This is a genomic window from Bacillus sp. DC4300-2b2 (genome assembly GCF_049895685.1).
GTDB classification, from domain to species: Bacteria; Bacillota; Bacilli; order Bacillales; family Bacillaceae; genus Bacillus; species Bacillus safensis.
Genome location: NZ_JAFCSW010000001.1, coordinates 92,916 through 107,050 on the forward strand (window position 1 = coordinate 92,916; position 14,135 = coordinate 107,050).

17 protein-coding genes are annotated in these 14,135 nt (G+C 39.8%); 2 read left to right on the plus strand and 15 right to left on the minus strand.

Going from position 1 to position 14,135, the window contains the following annotated elements; genetic code table 11:
- Nucleotides 1–6 precede the first annotated feature (6 nt).
- The 4 genes from ACP69X_RS00570 to degQ form a co-directional block, all read right to left on the minus strand.
- Nucleotides 7–2,319 carry an ATP-binding protein gene (locus ACP69X_RS00570; protein WP_041088467.1) on the minus strand — a complete coding sequence of 771 codons (2,313 nt, stop codon included), beginning with the start codon at nucleotides 2,317–2,319 and terminating at the stop codon, nucleotides 7–9.
- A 54-nt stretch (nucleotides 2,320–2,373) separates the two neighbouring features.
- Complete coding sequence (comX, locus tag ACP69X_RS00575) at nucleotides 2,374–2,544, minus strand: competence pheromone ComX (protein ID WP_073979080.1); 171 nt, start codon at nucleotides 2,542–2,544, stop codon at nucleotides 2,374–2,376.
- A complete protein-coding gene (locus ACP69X_RS00580; RefSeq protein ID WP_041088465.1) occupies nucleotides 2,541–3,455 on the minus strand; it encodes a polyprenyl synthetase family protein in 915 nt (304 codons plus the stop codon). Before ACP69X_RS00580 ends, comX begins: the two co-directional genes overlap by 4 nt.
- 151 nt (nucleotides 3,456–3,606) lie before the next feature.
- Entirely contained in the window at nucleotides 3,607–3,747 is a 141-nt protein-coding gene (degQ, locus tag ACP69X_RS00585; protein WP_003213123.1) for a degradation enzyme regulation protein DegQ, read from the minus strand.
- 505 nt (nucleotides 3,748–4,252) lie between these two features.
- Here degQ and ACP69X_RS00590 point away from each other — a divergent pair.
- Complete coding sequence (locus tag ACP69X_RS00590; RefSeq protein WP_041088463.1) at nucleotides 4,253–4,609, plus strand: hypothetical protein; 357 nt, start codon at nucleotides 4,253–4,255, stop codon at nucleotides 4,607–4,609.
- Between the two features lie 34 nt (nucleotides 4,610–4,643).
- Here ACP69X_RS00590 and ACP69X_RS00595 read toward each other — a convergent pair whose 3' ends face one another.
- The 9 genes from ACP69X_RS00595 to ACP69X_RS00635 form a co-directional block, all read right to left on the minus strand.
- Nucleotides 4,644–5,870, minus strand: coding sequence for an EAL and HDOD domain-containing protein (locus tag ACP69X_RS00595; protein WP_041088461.1), 1,227 nt, complete (start codon nucleotides 5,868–5,870; stop codon nucleotides 4,644–4,646).
- A gap of 137 nt (nucleotides 5,871–6,007) precedes the next feature.
- Nucleotides 6,008–7,480, minus strand: a complete 1,473-nt coding sequence (locus ACP69X_RS00600; protein WP_024423327.1) for a nicotinate phosphoribosyltransferase — start codon at nucleotides 7,478–7,480, stop codon at nucleotides 6,008–6,010.
- A gap of 17 nt (nucleotides 7,481–7,497) precedes the next feature.
- Nucleotides 7,498–8,049 (minus strand): cysteine hydrolase family protein, encoded by a 552-nt coding sequence (locus ACP69X_RS00605; RefSeq protein ID WP_024425949.1) that lies wholly within the window; start codon nucleotides 8,047–8,049, stop codon nucleotides 7,498–7,500.
- Between the two features lie 60 nt (nucleotides 8,050–8,109).
- Complete coding sequence (locus ACP69X_RS00610; protein WP_041088459.1) at nucleotides 8,110–8,517, minus strand: YueI family protein; 408 nt, start codon at nucleotides 8,515–8,517, stop codon at nucleotides 8,110–8,112.
- Nucleotides 8,518–8,544: 27 nt separating this feature from the next.
- Entirely contained in the window at nucleotides 8,545–8,793 is a 249-nt protein-coding gene (locus ACP69X_RS00615) for a YueH family protein (protein WP_041088665.1), read from the minus strand.
- Between the two features lie 96 nt (nucleotides 8,794–8,889).
- Nucleotides 8,890–9,111 (minus strand): spore germination protein, encoded by a 222-nt coding sequence (locus ACP69X_RS00620; RefSeq protein WP_041088663.1) that lies wholly within the window; start codon nucleotides 9,109–9,111, stop codon nucleotides 8,890–8,892.
- 98 nt (nucleotides 9,112–9,209) lie between these two features.
- Nucleotides 9,210–9,431: a spore germination protein gene (locus ACP69X_RS00625; protein WP_041088457.1), complete on the minus strand. Its 222-nt coding sequence runs from the start codon at nucleotides 9,429–9,431 to the stop codon at nucleotides 9,210–9,212.
- A 66-nt stretch (nucleotides 9,432–9,497) separates the two neighbouring features.
- A complete protein-coding gene (locus tag ACP69X_RS00630) occupies nucleotides 9,498–10,601 on the minus strand; it encodes an AI-2E family transporter (RefSeq protein ID WP_041088455.1) in 1,104 nt (367 codons plus the stop codon).
- Nucleotides 10,602–10,784: 183 nt separating this feature from the next.
- On the minus strand, nucleotides 10,785–11,021 hold the full coding sequence (locus ACP69X_RS00635) for a YuzF family protein (protein WP_024423334.1): 237 nt from the start codon (nucleotides 11,019–11,021) through the stop codon (nucleotides 10,785–10,787).
- 176 nt (nucleotides 11,022–11,197) lie between these two features.
- Between ACP69X_RS00635 and ACP69X_RS00640 the strand changes: the two genes are divergently transcribed.
- Entirely contained in the window at nucleotides 11,198–12,685 is a 1,488-nt protein-coding gene (locus ACP69X_RS00640; protein WP_426052324.1) for an esterase/lipase family protein, read from the plus strand.
- On the opposite strand, the gene ACP69X_RS00645 is transcribed toward ACP69X_RS00640, so the two are convergent.
- Entirely contained in the window at nucleotides 12,682–13,215 is a 534-nt protein-coding gene (locus ACP69X_RS00645) for an HD domain-containing protein (protein WP_024423336.1), read from the minus strand. The genes ACP69X_RS00640 and ACP69X_RS00645 overlap by 4 nt on opposite strands.
- Before the next feature lie 144 nt (nucleotides 13,216–13,359).
- A complete protein-coding gene (locus ACP69X_RS00650; RefSeq protein ID WP_041088661.1) occupies nucleotides 13,360–14,103 on the minus strand; it encodes a (S)-benzoin forming benzil reductase in 744 nt (247 codons plus the stop codon).
- Nucleotides 14,104–14,135 lie beyond the last annotated feature (32 nt).

Consider the following 14,135-nt stretch of genomic DNA (forward strand, 5'->3'; position numbering starts at 1 on the left):
AAATCGTTACAATTCCATTTCAATTTTCACCTTGAGCCCTCTTTCAGGGGCTGTGTGAATTTGAAGCTTTCCATTTAATGCTTTGACTCGTTCTCTAATTCCCGAAAGCCCCATGCTCATTGTGTGCTGATCAAGATGACTTGCATCAAAACCGACTCCATCATCCTCATAGTGAAGAACAACCTGATCTTTAATACAAATCAGCATCACTAACACTTGAGTGGCTTTAGAGTGCTTCAGGGCATTGGATAACAGCTCCTGAACAATTCGGTAAATATTCAGCTGTGAATCAATATCAATGTCCAATTCTTTATCAAAGCGTGTCGTATTCAGCCTAATATGAAACGGTGCTTCCTCCTGAATTTGAGAAGTCAGCTTGGATATCGCCTTTACTAAACCTAAATCATACAGCAGCTGCGGCCGAAGCTCATGACATGTTTCTCTCGTCGTTTGAATCACCTTAGACATTTGATCGTTCCATGAGATAAGCGAATTTTCAATAGATGTCGGGCATTGATTGTTTTGGAAATTCGTTAAAAACATCTCCGACTGTCTTTTTAGTGATATCAAGTCCTGCAGCACGGAATCATGAAGATCCCTTGCTAAATCTGAGCGCTGCTTTTCTTCCATGGCAAACATGATTTTCTTCAGCCAGGCAGGATTGGCCTCGCGCTGTTTCAAATCGTCAAGATGCTCCATCAACTCTTCGATCTTGACGACATTTTCTAAACTGACACTGGTGTAAAATGCCAATGTTTTCAACCAAGAAATCTCATCACGCGTCAATTTCGGTGTCTGTATATTGGATAAGCAGCAAATCATAAACGAGTGACCGCCCCGCTCGCCAATTTTCATCATAAACCCTTTATCAAGCTCGATGATTTTACCAACTTCACCTAAAATATCTTGAAATTGATCCACGTATTCTTTCCATAGCTTACTATCATTTGTTGATTCATCAATTTCAATAATTTGTCCGTCAGCCTTCACCTCAAGCACAAAGGCTTTATTCACAACAAGCACTTCTAAAATGGTGTATTTCAAATGATACAGCACTTGATGAAGTGATGATGCCTCACGAATAAGCTGCGTGAATTTAAACACGCTGTCCTGGTAATTATGCTTCTCTGAAAAACGCTTCAGACGAAAACGGAAATCTAGAATTTCTTTGAAATAGAAAACAGCCAGCATGAGTGTATAGGTAATTATTGCGAGCTTCAGTGTGTACTTCAAATCTTCTGGTTTTTGCAGAATATAAAACGTGACAACAACAAAAATGGTCGGTGTAATGGCAAGAAATCCATAGTATTTCAGTCTACTAATCAAAAAATCCATATTGTAAAGTTTGTTCGTCATGAATTGATACACCAGTGAAAAAGGAATGAGCAAGACAAAAGAAGTTAAGAAAAAGGGATCTACGACATAAATACGAAACAAAACATATGGAATTGCAAATAAAAAGATAAATGGACAAAATGCTATGATATTTATCATGACAAAAAACTTTAAAACAGACCCCTGCTCTGTCTCTTTATATTTCCGCATTCCATTGATAATCACTTTGAATGACATGATAATAGAAGCGAAAAAGAATAAAAGATTTAAACTTGGCATGTATCTGGCTATCACCGAATCAATTGGAACAATTAACTCTATTACTAGATTAATTATAGGAAGACTATATAAAAAGCGAATCGTTTTTTGAGTCGTTAAATGTAGGTCAAACTCTTTGAAATATTGATAAATGAAATGAATATAAAAGATAAATACACTTGATAAACAAAATGTGATGACATAATGGCTAAATCTATCACCAATACCTGAAGTACCTGCACTAAGATATCCGATACAAATCGTTAATAAAAATAAAATTAAAAGGAATGCTGATTTTCGTTGGGCCTCTTTGTTAATTCGAATGATAAAGAAGATACAAAATAAACAAATTGAATACAGGATAAGAGGAATTAAATAGACAAATAAACTTTCTTGACCAATCAATGTCTTATTTTTTAGGGTGATCATTTGGTTGCCTCTTTGAATATCAATTCTTTGCACATTCCTAAGCTCACCATTGATCAAATGATCTTTGTTGTTAGCAGGTTCCCCATTGATTTTAAGTATAATATCTCCTTCTTCTAATCCTGATGTGTAGGCTAAAGAAAGATATTCAACTTTGACAACTTCTGCTTGACCGTTCTTGTTCTCCGCTACACGTGCTCCATTAAAAATATCAAATACATAAATATATGAAACATAGATCACAAATAAAAAAGACAGAAAAACCAAAAAAGCAGATAGTTTCGTATAAGTTATCTTCATGTATAAAACATCCTTAACTGGAGAACTTTTAAATCATTTTTTAAATGAATAGTATCATTTATAGTACCATATATAATCTGCAGACATTTGCCCTTTTTTAATGCCTTGAATAATTACTTTCATGGTTTGCTCATCTGTGTGAATTAAATTTGCATTCCCTAACTCCAATTCATTCACAACACCAGGATTTTTCACTAAATATGCAATAACATTTTGAATGTTCAACCATTGCCCTCCTTTGTCATAAATGCACATAATTGTTCCTTCTTCGTCCCAGGTAAATCAAGTTGTTCCATTCCTCGCTTCATTTTTAACAGCATAATCTCTCTCATCGATACCATGTACTGAGTCAAACCAGCTTCAAGTAACTTCTGCTTCAGTTGAAACGGCTTTTGCTCAGACTCATCCAGCCGGTTAGAAAAGAAGGAAAGAAGATCTTGACTGGCATCGTTAAAACGTCTTTGTAAATAACTGAATGCCAGCGTTTGTTTTTTTTGAAAATCTCCGTTTGATTTTGAAAATAACGCAAAAAAATCGTTACTGATCTGTTCAGCAACACCATAATATATCGAATAAGATTCCACAGTGGCGTTTATTTTTCCTGTCGCTAAATAAACACCCAGTACGCTAGAAAGAGCTGTTAAAGATCCTGATTTTTTCCTTAAAACCTCTACACACTCTTCTTCTGTTCCATGCAAATGACGCAAATCCTCGTGCTGCCCTTCCATTGACATTTTGATGAAATGGAACAATTTCTCTATTAGTTGTGGATTATTTTCACATATGGATGTGATGAATTGGATACTCACCGTATACAAATACGTAGATGCATTGATGGCCACTCCTTGGTCGACGTTCATCCAAGGATACGAATCATTGTCCTGATCTTCAATATCATCTAATATATCGGCAGATAAAATGAGAAGTTCAATCCCTGCTGCCAGTTTTGAAATCGCTTGCTTGTCTTGTCCGCCAAATGCCTCATAATGCTGGTAAGCCAATTGACCAAGAGGAAATTCTTCTTTTCTATCTGTAAATTTCAGAAGCAGCTTTTGTAAATCATTCTGCCTGACTGCATGTTGAATAAAATCAGACATATTCTGCTTGATTTTTGTATTCTCTAGATAGTTTAGCATACTCGATCTTGTACCTCACCCTTTCGTCTTTTATTTTACTAAAAAGACATAAGCAAATGTCCACTGACATCACTATTTAACAATTATATAATAATATATCCTTTTTTTGTATGTATTTGGATAAAAAAAAGACTTGATGATTATCAAGTCTTTAAGAAATTTTCACATATTCATATTTGTCGTATTGATCAATGCTTTTGTTAATGTTATGAAGAGAAGCCGTTGTTTCTCTGATTTCGTTTTCAAGTTTCCATAATAATTGTTTAAGTTCTTCGATTTCATACTTTTCCATCGATTCCACTCTCCTTTTTTGGAAGATCAATGTATTTGTGTATGGTGATTGGGTCATAAGTATTTGATCTGTTACTAACAGTGTAAATGTAATTGAGTATTTTTTCACCGAAAAGTATGCACAAAACGTGTGCGTGATACCGCAAAATTCAATAGGTCTTTTTTCATCATTTTCTGACTTTTCAAATCATACTTTTATCTCAATTTCAAAGGAATTGCGTCATTTTTGCGACAGGAATAGGCATCATTCGTCACACTTCTCTCCCAATAGAACGTACGATCCCCTCTGTATCTTCGGTTTTGCGTGTCATAGGTCAGACGACAGACGCTATTGTGGACACCGCAATTTTTTGGCGACATTCACCGAAATTGACCGCAAAAGTACCTATTTTTATGCTGGAATTACATAGATAGAAAGATCATTTTGATTCTTTATTCTGATTTTCTACATACATTTAGAACAGATATCCGTCCAATTTCACGTCAATGAGAGAAGAGGTGACCATGTGTTTTACTATGTTCCTTATCATGCTTTGCAGGTTCCCGCAATGAGCCGCGCATACCCGCCGCGCACGCCAATGACTTTTCCTCCAGTTGATGCCCACTCATTTCAACGAGCCGCAAAAGAATCAGCCCGTCTCGTTGCTGATGCTTCACTCATTACACAGCAAATTTCAAGCTCCCTTCCGTTTGCGCAGCGCATCATGGAGGCTGCTGAACGCTCTGATTCGACAAGTGTCATCCGAATGCTGAAGCAAATCGGTGTGAAAAGCGGCATCGATATCCGCTTTAGTCCAGAAGGCATTCGAATCTACTTGTCTCTTGCCTCCAGCAGACTTTTCCTTCTTTTACAGTGGGCATGACAAAGAAAAGCCGCTCTCACGCGAGCGGCTTTTCTTAAGATTCAAACATTTTATGGCACCATTCAATGGCTTCAATATAACAGCCATAGGCTTCCTGTTTCGGGAGATTTCCAACTAACATCTCATCATCCCATTCATTTCGTTCAATACGTTTGGCCACACCTAACACAAAAGAATAATCATTTTCATAGCCAAGCAGTGCCTCGCCAACTTCATCAGAAAGCGGCAGCTCCTTCACAAGTTCTGTGATATCTGCCCTGACAAGTGTATCAATGAGAGAAAACATACCTGTCAGCATATAAGAGGCAGGGTGCTTTCGTTCAGTCCGAGAGGCAATCAGTTCACACGTTTTGGCACGAATGAATGACATTTTGATAATTTCTTTTTGGCTTGAGTTAGCTTGGACATTCAGTTCTTTAAATGAAAGGATAAAGATCCAGCGCCGAATTTCATTAAACCCAAGCAGGATAATCGCCTGCCGGATACTCTTAATTTGATATAGACGTCTCATGCCGCCTGAATTCAGCATTTTTAATAATTGATATGATAGCGAAAGGTCACTTTCAATAAAATGGGTCACGGTTTGGATATTCGGCTGGTCCTTGCTTAACTCATTTAAAAGCTGATGGTACGCATGGAAGCTGGTCGATAATGCTCGTCCCGATATCACATGCGGCTCACTAAAGAAATAACCTTGAAACAAGTGGAAGCCCGCTTTTAGCGCTTCTTCATATTCTCTTCTCGTTTCTACCTTTTCTGCTAGGAATCGAAGGCGATACTTTTTATACGTATTCAGAATATCTCTTCGTTCTTGCGTTGTCGTTTTCAGAAAGTCAATTTTTAAAATATCAATGCAGTAGAGGAGTTCCTCAAGCAGCTTGTCACTATAATGTGTTCCGTTTAGGAAGAAATCATCGAGTGCAATCGTATATCCCCATTTTTTTAACTGCTTACATCTCATAATAAGTGCCGGGGTAATTGGTACATTTTCTAATATCTCGATCACAAGCTGATGCGGATCAAAATAGGTGAGCAGATCAGATGAAAGCAAGCTTTCGGTGAAATTAATGTAGCATCGTTTTCCTTCTGTCAGTGTTTCGATGCCGATATTTAGAAAACTATTGATAATGAGGTCCGTTGTCGCTTGATCACCGTCTTCAGCGCTATATGTATTGGTTTCACTATCTCTATAAAGCAGCTCATATGATACGACTTGTTCTTTTCTGTTAAAAATAGGCTGTCTCGCAACAAACACCCTCAACTGCTCCAATCCTCCTTTATGCCATGACAAACAAGATGTGCTTTCAGTATACCAAATGATTGCGATTTTAGTTCATTTTCAATCGGTCAAAATAAAAAAAAGAGACCATCTGGCTTGATGATCTCCCTTTCTTCAAATCATTCGCTTTCATATAGCTCTTTTTTGATTTTATTTTTCACATCATGGATAAACTGCATTTTATTATCCCAGCATTTTTGACTCAAATCGACTGGATATTCTTCTGGTTTGCTGATTCGTTTGTATTCCTCCCAGAAGAGTCCAAGACTGTCCTGCACGTAAGCTTGAATCGTTTGAATATCTGGATTGTCATAGACAAGTTTTCCTTGTTCAAAAATCGGAACGTGAAGATCTTTCGCCACAAAGTTCGTCACGAATTTACTAATAAATGTATGCACAGGATGGAACATTTTTAGTTTATCCTCACTATGAACATCTTCCTCTTCAAGCGCAATATAGTCACCTTCAGAATGATGATTCAATTGATTGATAATGCGGTACACACGTTTACGGCCTGGTGTTGTCACTTTCTCTGGGTTGGATGAAATTTTGATGGTATCATTCATTTTACCGTTTTCTTCAATGGAAACCAGTTTATACACTGCACCGAGGGCTGGCTGATCGAATGCTGTGATCAGTTTTGTCCCAACACCCCACACATCAATTTTGGCGCCCTGTGCCTTTAAATTCATAATGGTGTGTTCATCAAGATCGCTTGATGCAATGACTTTTGCATCATGGAATCCTGCTTCATCCAGCATTGTTCTAGCTTTTTTAGACAAGTATGCAAGGTCTCCGCTATCAAGTCTGACACCAATGAAGTTGATTTTGTCTCCAAATTCTTTCGCTACCTTAATCGCATTCGGAATACCTGATCTGACAGTATCATACGTATCGACTAAAAAGACGCAGTCTGTATGTGTTTCAGCATATTTTTTAAATGCTGTATATTCATCACGGTATGCTTGTACAAGTGCGTGAGCATGTGTTCCTGATACGGGGATGTTAAAGCGTTTCCCAGCACGAACATTACTTGTTGCCTGGAAGCCGCCGATGAGTGCGGCTCTTGCTCCCCACATCGCCGCATCCATTTCATGTGCCCGTCTTGTTCCGAATTCTAATGCTGTCTCATCTTCAATGATTCCTTTAATCCGAGCCGCTTTTGTTGCAATCAGCGTCTGGAAATTCACGATATTGAGCAATGCCGTTTCGATTAACTGAGCTTCAACAAGCGTTGCCTCGATGCGCATAATCGGTTCATTCGCAAAGACAATTTCTCCTTCTCGCATTGAATGAAGTGTACCTGTAAAGGACAATCCGCTTAAATAGTCTATGAAATCGCTTTTATAACCAAGTTCATCTTTTAAATACGCGAGATCGCTTTCAGTGAAGGAAAAGTCCGATAAATATTCAATCGCTTTCTCTAAGCCAGCAAATACAGCGAAGCCATTGTCAAATGGAAGCTTTCTAAAGAAGAGTTCAAAGACTGCCTTCTTCTCATGAATGCCGTCTCTCCAATACGTTTCTGCCATGTTAATTTGATAAAGATCTGTATGTAGTGATAAACTGTCGTCATTAAACCGATGCTCCAACTTCCATTCTCCTTCCCTTACTTAACCACTTTCGCACCAAGCGACTGCTCAAAGTGAGAAAGTGCCCACTCGTGCCCCGCTTCATTAAAACTCGCCACAGCATTTTGGTGAATCACAAGCTCAAAGCCTTTATTGTACGCATCAACAGCTGTATGAAGTACACAAATATCGGTACATACGCCGGCTAAGTGAAGTTCCGTGATGCCGCGCTCGCGCAGTTTCATTTCTAATTGAGTGCCTGCAAAAGCAGAGTATCTTGTTTTTTCCATATAGTAGACATGTTTTAAATGTTTTGACGTGTGAAATAGTGAACTTAGTTGTCCATAAAGTTCAATACCCTCTGTTCCGCGAATATTATGGGGCGGAAATAACTTTGTCTCTGGATGATAAGGGTCCTCTTCTTCATGATGATCGACAGCAAAGACGACAAAGTGGCCTTCATCAATAAATGAAGAAGTGATCTCTGTGATCTTAGACTCAATCGCCTGTCCAGGCTTTCCGCATGTCAGTTTTCCATCGTCTGCAACAAAATCAACTGTATAATCAATACAAATCAACGCTTTGCCCATCCGCATCTCTCCCATATGCTCTTTTGAATCATTATATCTTATTCATTTCACTAGGGAAACCTATTCAACAGATTCATGAGAAAAAGCTTTTTGAAACAGTTCATCCTCTATATAAATGTGCTCCTGATTCACCGCAATTGGCATCTCTATGACAAGGCCAAAAGGAGAGTGCGCTTCGTGATGATTCACCACTTTAAAGGAACATCCAGCGGCATTTGCCATTTTCACATATTGAGAATAAGAAGCATAGGACAGTTCACCATTTAAAAGAAGTGAGGCCTGTCGATTGGACTTCAATACTTGTTCTACCTCTTGATACGGTTTATTTCTTGATACCTGTCCCTTTGTCAGGGCGAGAAGCGCTCGTTCCCTTAATGAACCAAGAAACATCCTTCGTTCATCGGGTTTTGTTTCAGCATGTCCAAATATCCCTTGCTGCAAATAAAAGTCTACGGATTCTTCTTTCATCGCTGTTTTCACTCCTGGTTTCTAAATTTACATTTCTGTGACCCAGTGCACAATCTTGAGTGCGAGGTCACGGGCTTCGTCTGTGTCTACTCTTTCCATTAATGATTGTTCAAGCGTATGGATGAGCTGCTTCTTTTCGTCCTCATACGCAATGGAAATACTCCATTCAATGTCAGGTACGGCTACAAGCGTTTTATATTCTTTTTTATTTTCATGTAAATATACATTGTAGTTCTTTGGCTGTCCGCTTGTGATGTGTGCTTTTCTAATTTTCATTTGACTCAGTTCACACCTCTTTTTTCTTCTTACATCCATATCCATTGTACCATAAAAAAAGACAGCTTCTGAAAAGGAATTCCCTTTCAAAGCTGGCTACGCATTAAAGCTCTTTTGCTGGCTGATTAGGTCTATATCCCACATAAACGTAACGTTTGGACTGCTAAAAAATTGGACAAAGTCTCCTGCATTATAGGTACCTGAACCACCGGCGGAGTGATCGACACTTTTTGGCGAAATGGCAAAAACATCACCGAAATGTGCAGAACCATTTCCACTCACACGGTCAATATGAATAGGTCCAACAATCGCTGGCATCTTTCCACCACCTTTTCTACCCATATCATATGCCCAGCTCAAAAATACGTGTATGAAAAATAAAAAAGACAGCTGACCTGTGATCATCAGCTGTCTTTCTATGCATTAAATGATTGAGGCTGGCCAAACAATGTAAAGTCCCAAAGCATCGTGGCATTTGGATCACTTGTAAGTGACATATAATCACCGGAATTAAAGGCTCCCGCACCGCCAGAAGAGTGGTCTACAGCCAAAGGAGCAATGGCCAGGACATCACCGAAAGTAGCTGCACCGTTTCCTCCTAACGACTCGATATGAATAGGTCCAACGATTGCAGGCATCAGAATCTCCCCCTATCTGCTTATCTCAATCATCTTATGCAAGAAGGGAAAAGATGTGCATCTGTCCTAGACGTTTAAATGCTGTTCCTTGCGAGAGCGCTGACGCAGCTGCACCAATCTGACAATATTCAAGGTGATGGCTTTGAGCAGTGCATAAACAGGAACCGCAAAGATCATGCCAAGGATTCCGCCAAAGCTTCCTGCCCCAATTAATAACAAGATAATGGTCAAAGGATGTGTGTTGAGGCGTTTCCCAATAATCAAAGGTGAAATGACATTTCCATCAATTTGCTGAACGACAAGAATGACAATGACTGTCACCACCGCTTTTCCAGGCGAATCAAGAAACGCAATAAGCACAGCTGGTGCCGCGCCAAGATATGGCCCAAGGTATGGAATCACATTTGTGACCGCAATGATAATACCAAGAATGAGCGCATATTTCACACCAATTAATAAGTACCCGATAAAACAAGCCACTCCAACAAATAAACAGACAACAATCTGCCCTTGTATGTAAGCCGCAAGCGTATCGTTTAATTCTTTAAAGATTTTCAATCCTTCTTTACGATAAGGCATTGGCAAAAATTGAACGAGCTTGTCCGGAAACTTATGTCCGTCTTTCAACATATAAAACAAAATGAACGGAACTGTGATCACAGCTAAAGCAATATTGGCAATCACGCCAAATACAGCAGACATACTTGAAGCAATATTTTCCGGCAAATCTTTTAATGTCGAAACAATTGTCTGTTCAAACTTCGAGACGGAGACATAATCTTGGTTCATCATCCAAGTAAACGTTTTAGAATGCGAGAAGTCATTCATAAATTTCTGCATATCCGTCACATAACCAGGGAAGCTTTTGACAAGTCCACCGACCTGCGTGACAATAATCGGCCCCGCAGCATTCACAATGAACGTGATGAGTCCGATGAACAAAAGATAAATGATCAGGATAGCCAGTGTCCTAGGAATTTTCTTGGACAAAAATCGAACAATTGGATTAAAGATGAAAAAGAGAATTCCCGCCAGCAAGATGGGAACAAACAAGGTTGAAGCAAATAAAATAATCGGCTGAAATAAAAACGAAACCTTTGTTGATACATAAACAATGAGTAAAACAAGTAATATTTGGAATGTCCAGAAATGAACTTTAGATTTTAACAAAGATGCTCCTCCTGTTACGTATTGATCTTATTAAAAAACTACTATTCAACCCACCTTCTGTCAACTGCTTCTTGTTTTAGAACCTTATTTTTTGTAAAAAAAAGAACAATTGGTATATCATGCACTTTTTCCAGATATACATTCTATAAGCATGAAAAAAGCAGACACCTTTGCGTCTGCTTGTTACACTCTTTCACTGTGATCAGGCATCACCGATACAATTTGCTGGATCCGCACATAAAAAACTGATTTTGCCCCCGCCTCAATGACAATATGATCCGGCATGACTTCCTTCAATTTTCCGCGCACCGTATCTTTCACTGTTTGAACAATTAATCTCATACCGATTACTTTCTGCAATGTTTGATAAACATATGGATCAACTAATGAAACAAGCTGCGGACTTCCTTGTTGTGCCATCCTACCTGCCCCTTTACTTGTGTATTTACCCACAGCGTATGCAATGACCCATGTGAATGTCACTCAAGGCAAACCCACAACACAAATACCATATTTTAACATTTTATATAATTTTACATCTTTTGGAAGTATAATAGATTGGTGCTGCCAACAACTTAAATCATTTGAAGAGGTGAATGATCTTGAAAAAACTCATCTGTCTCGCTGCTGTCATGCTCTTTTTTTCCTTTGCAAGTTATGCGTATGCAGGATCAATTGGAGATGAACCTGGGACACCGGGGAAGTGGTTTAAAGGAGAAGCGCCAGTTCAAAAAGACGAGTCAAAACCGCCACTTGTTTTTGTTCACGGCATTAACAGCTCCTCCTCCACATGGTTCGACCGAAACGACATGGCAAAGCAAGCTGTTCTGAACGGATACGAAAGCGCATTCATAGATTTGTATCCAGACCAGGATACGAAAAAGAATGGCAAACTATTAGCAGAAAAGCTAAAAGAAATCTATGATGTGTTCGGTCGAAAACTCATTGTGATTGGTCATAGTAAAGGCGGGGTGGATACACAGTCCGCACTCGTGTATCACAATGCCCATCCATATGTAGAGAAGGTCATCACTCTTGGCTCCCCTCATTACGGGACGCCGCTGGCAGATTTAGCGTATAGCAAGGGCGGAAGCTGGCTCGCGGAAATTCTTGGACAAAAAAGCGATGCGCTCTATTCTTTGCAAACGGGGCTCATGGCGGCTTTTCGAAGTGAAACCGACAAGCTGGAGAAGTTTCCTCAAAAATACATCACTTATTCGGGATCGGAATGGGGAACATTTGGCGGGGTGCTGTACTTAGGCGGCATGTATTTAAAGAGCTTTGGTGCAAACGATGGCGCCGTCACGGTAAGCAGCACAAGACTATCATATGCAAACAATATTTTAACAGGGAAATGGGATCACAACTCCATTAAAAACGGCACAAGCATGTTCCCTGTATTCCAGCATCAGCTGCTGGCAAATGCCGCAAGCACTGGAAGTGAAAATATAGAGAGCCCGAACTCTACTGAGCTGAATACAGATGTTTATGTGAAAGGCGGAGAAAGTGAAAAGGATAAAACAGAAGCGTTCTATGTAGAGGAAGGAACGAATGGCTTATCGATTCAGTGGTTAAATGAAAGGCAGGAGGCGCGGCCGGAAATCATCGCCCCAAATGGAGACGTCTTAACAAATCTGAAGACATCGGAAGCATCATTCCCATATGAAGGCGCATTTTCGCACCATGTGCAAATCAATAAACCCGTTCCTGGAAAATGGACAATTCGATCAAATTCAGGAAAAAAGACTCCTTATTTGCTGCTCGTATCCTTTGATTCACCATTAAATGAAGAAATCAAAGCAGAGGCAGCGAAATCAGGGGATGAGGCATCAACCCATTCAAGCGGTCTGATTAAACGATTAAGCAAGAAAGTAGAAACCTTTTACTTTAAGGATGCCCAAAAAGATCATCCACTCAAAACAACTGCTTCATCAGCTGTTCAATTGAAAAAAGAAGGTGCTTATTCTGTCACGGTTCATTACACTGGACTCACTGCATCAGGTACATCAGCATTTAACCGTACCGTTATTCGCACATTGTATGTCGATCAGCATGGAAATATTCATGGTGACAATCCATACTAAACAGAACGTTTCATGGGCTGAAGTGCCTGCTGCACTTTCTGATCCAATTCCGTGATTTTTTTCATCGCAAGTGATTCGTCTATTTGTCTGTAATGGTGATGCCCGCCAGGCTCTTCATCCATTTCATCTGCTTTCTTAACGATTTGCTGGAGTGTGTCCTTATGAAGGTCGCCCTCTGGCAAATATGAATCCGTATGAAGCAGAATTGCAAGCGCAATATCTTTGGCTGCCTTTGGTTCCTCACCGAGGCGTATGAGCAGTTTGTGAGCACGCTCTGCGCCTTTAATGGCATGAATATCATTCCGTCTATATGTCTCGTAATCCCATTCTCCGCCAGCTGTATACCATTCATAGTGGCCGATGTCATGCAAGAGGGCTGCTTTCACAGCGAGATCTGGATTAATCCCAGCCTGCACCGCCAGTTTGAATGCGTGATAAGCACAAGCAATCGCATGGGCTTTACCTGAACGATTTAAATATTTTTGAGCGACTGGATGGGTGTAAACATCCATTAATGTAACCTTTCTCATGGAAACCCCTCCTTATCTATATTTTTAGCATCCTAACATATTCTGAAAAGAAACTCAAATGTTCTGTTATATTTTCTATGAGTCTCAAAAATAGCTTATGTCAAATGAGCTGTTTTTGCTTGTACAATACGAAAAAAGCAGTCGTTATGACTGCTTTTTCACATACTCACGTGCATCGTAGACACATCCTCCAGCTGGATCATCACCTAAAAGATCGAGCAAAATCCCTGCGACTTCATCTGGACTCTTCAGTGTGCCTGTTTCATATAATTGCTGAAAACGGTCTATTTGTTCAAAGTCTTGTTTTGATGACTTCCGAATTTCTCCCTGCATATCTGTATCGATCGTGCCGGGTGAAAAGGAAAACGTGTTGATCGGATGCGCCTCGTCCTGCTGTTCCTCATGAAAAGTCCTCATAAACATATCGAGTCCTGCCTTTGAACTGCAATACGCACTCCAGCCTTTGTATGGGTTTTTCGCCGCTCCAGAAGAGAGATGAACGATCGTTTTCTTTCCGTTAAATGATTGAGTCTGCTTGGCAAACACATGGCTCAGCAAAACAGGAATGACAAGATTCAACTTGTAATGCTGATGAAGCGTATCCTGTCCGCCTTGTCCAACGCGTTTGATAGGTGTAACCATTCCTGCGTTATTGACGAATAAGATATCATCAGCATCTGCCAGAGTTTGCGGCGTGAGACTATGTTGAAGCCATTTGGCCGCTGCTTCTTCATTTGTCAAATCAACCTGAGTATGTGTGAGCTTTGGATGGGATATCGGCGATGCACTTCTTGCTGCTGTGTACACATGATCCCCACGTGAAAGCAGCCTGTTCACAAGTGCTAGGCCAAAACCTTTTGATCCGCCTGTAACGATTGAAATTCGAATGACAATCTCCTCCCTTGATATCACTATTTTAC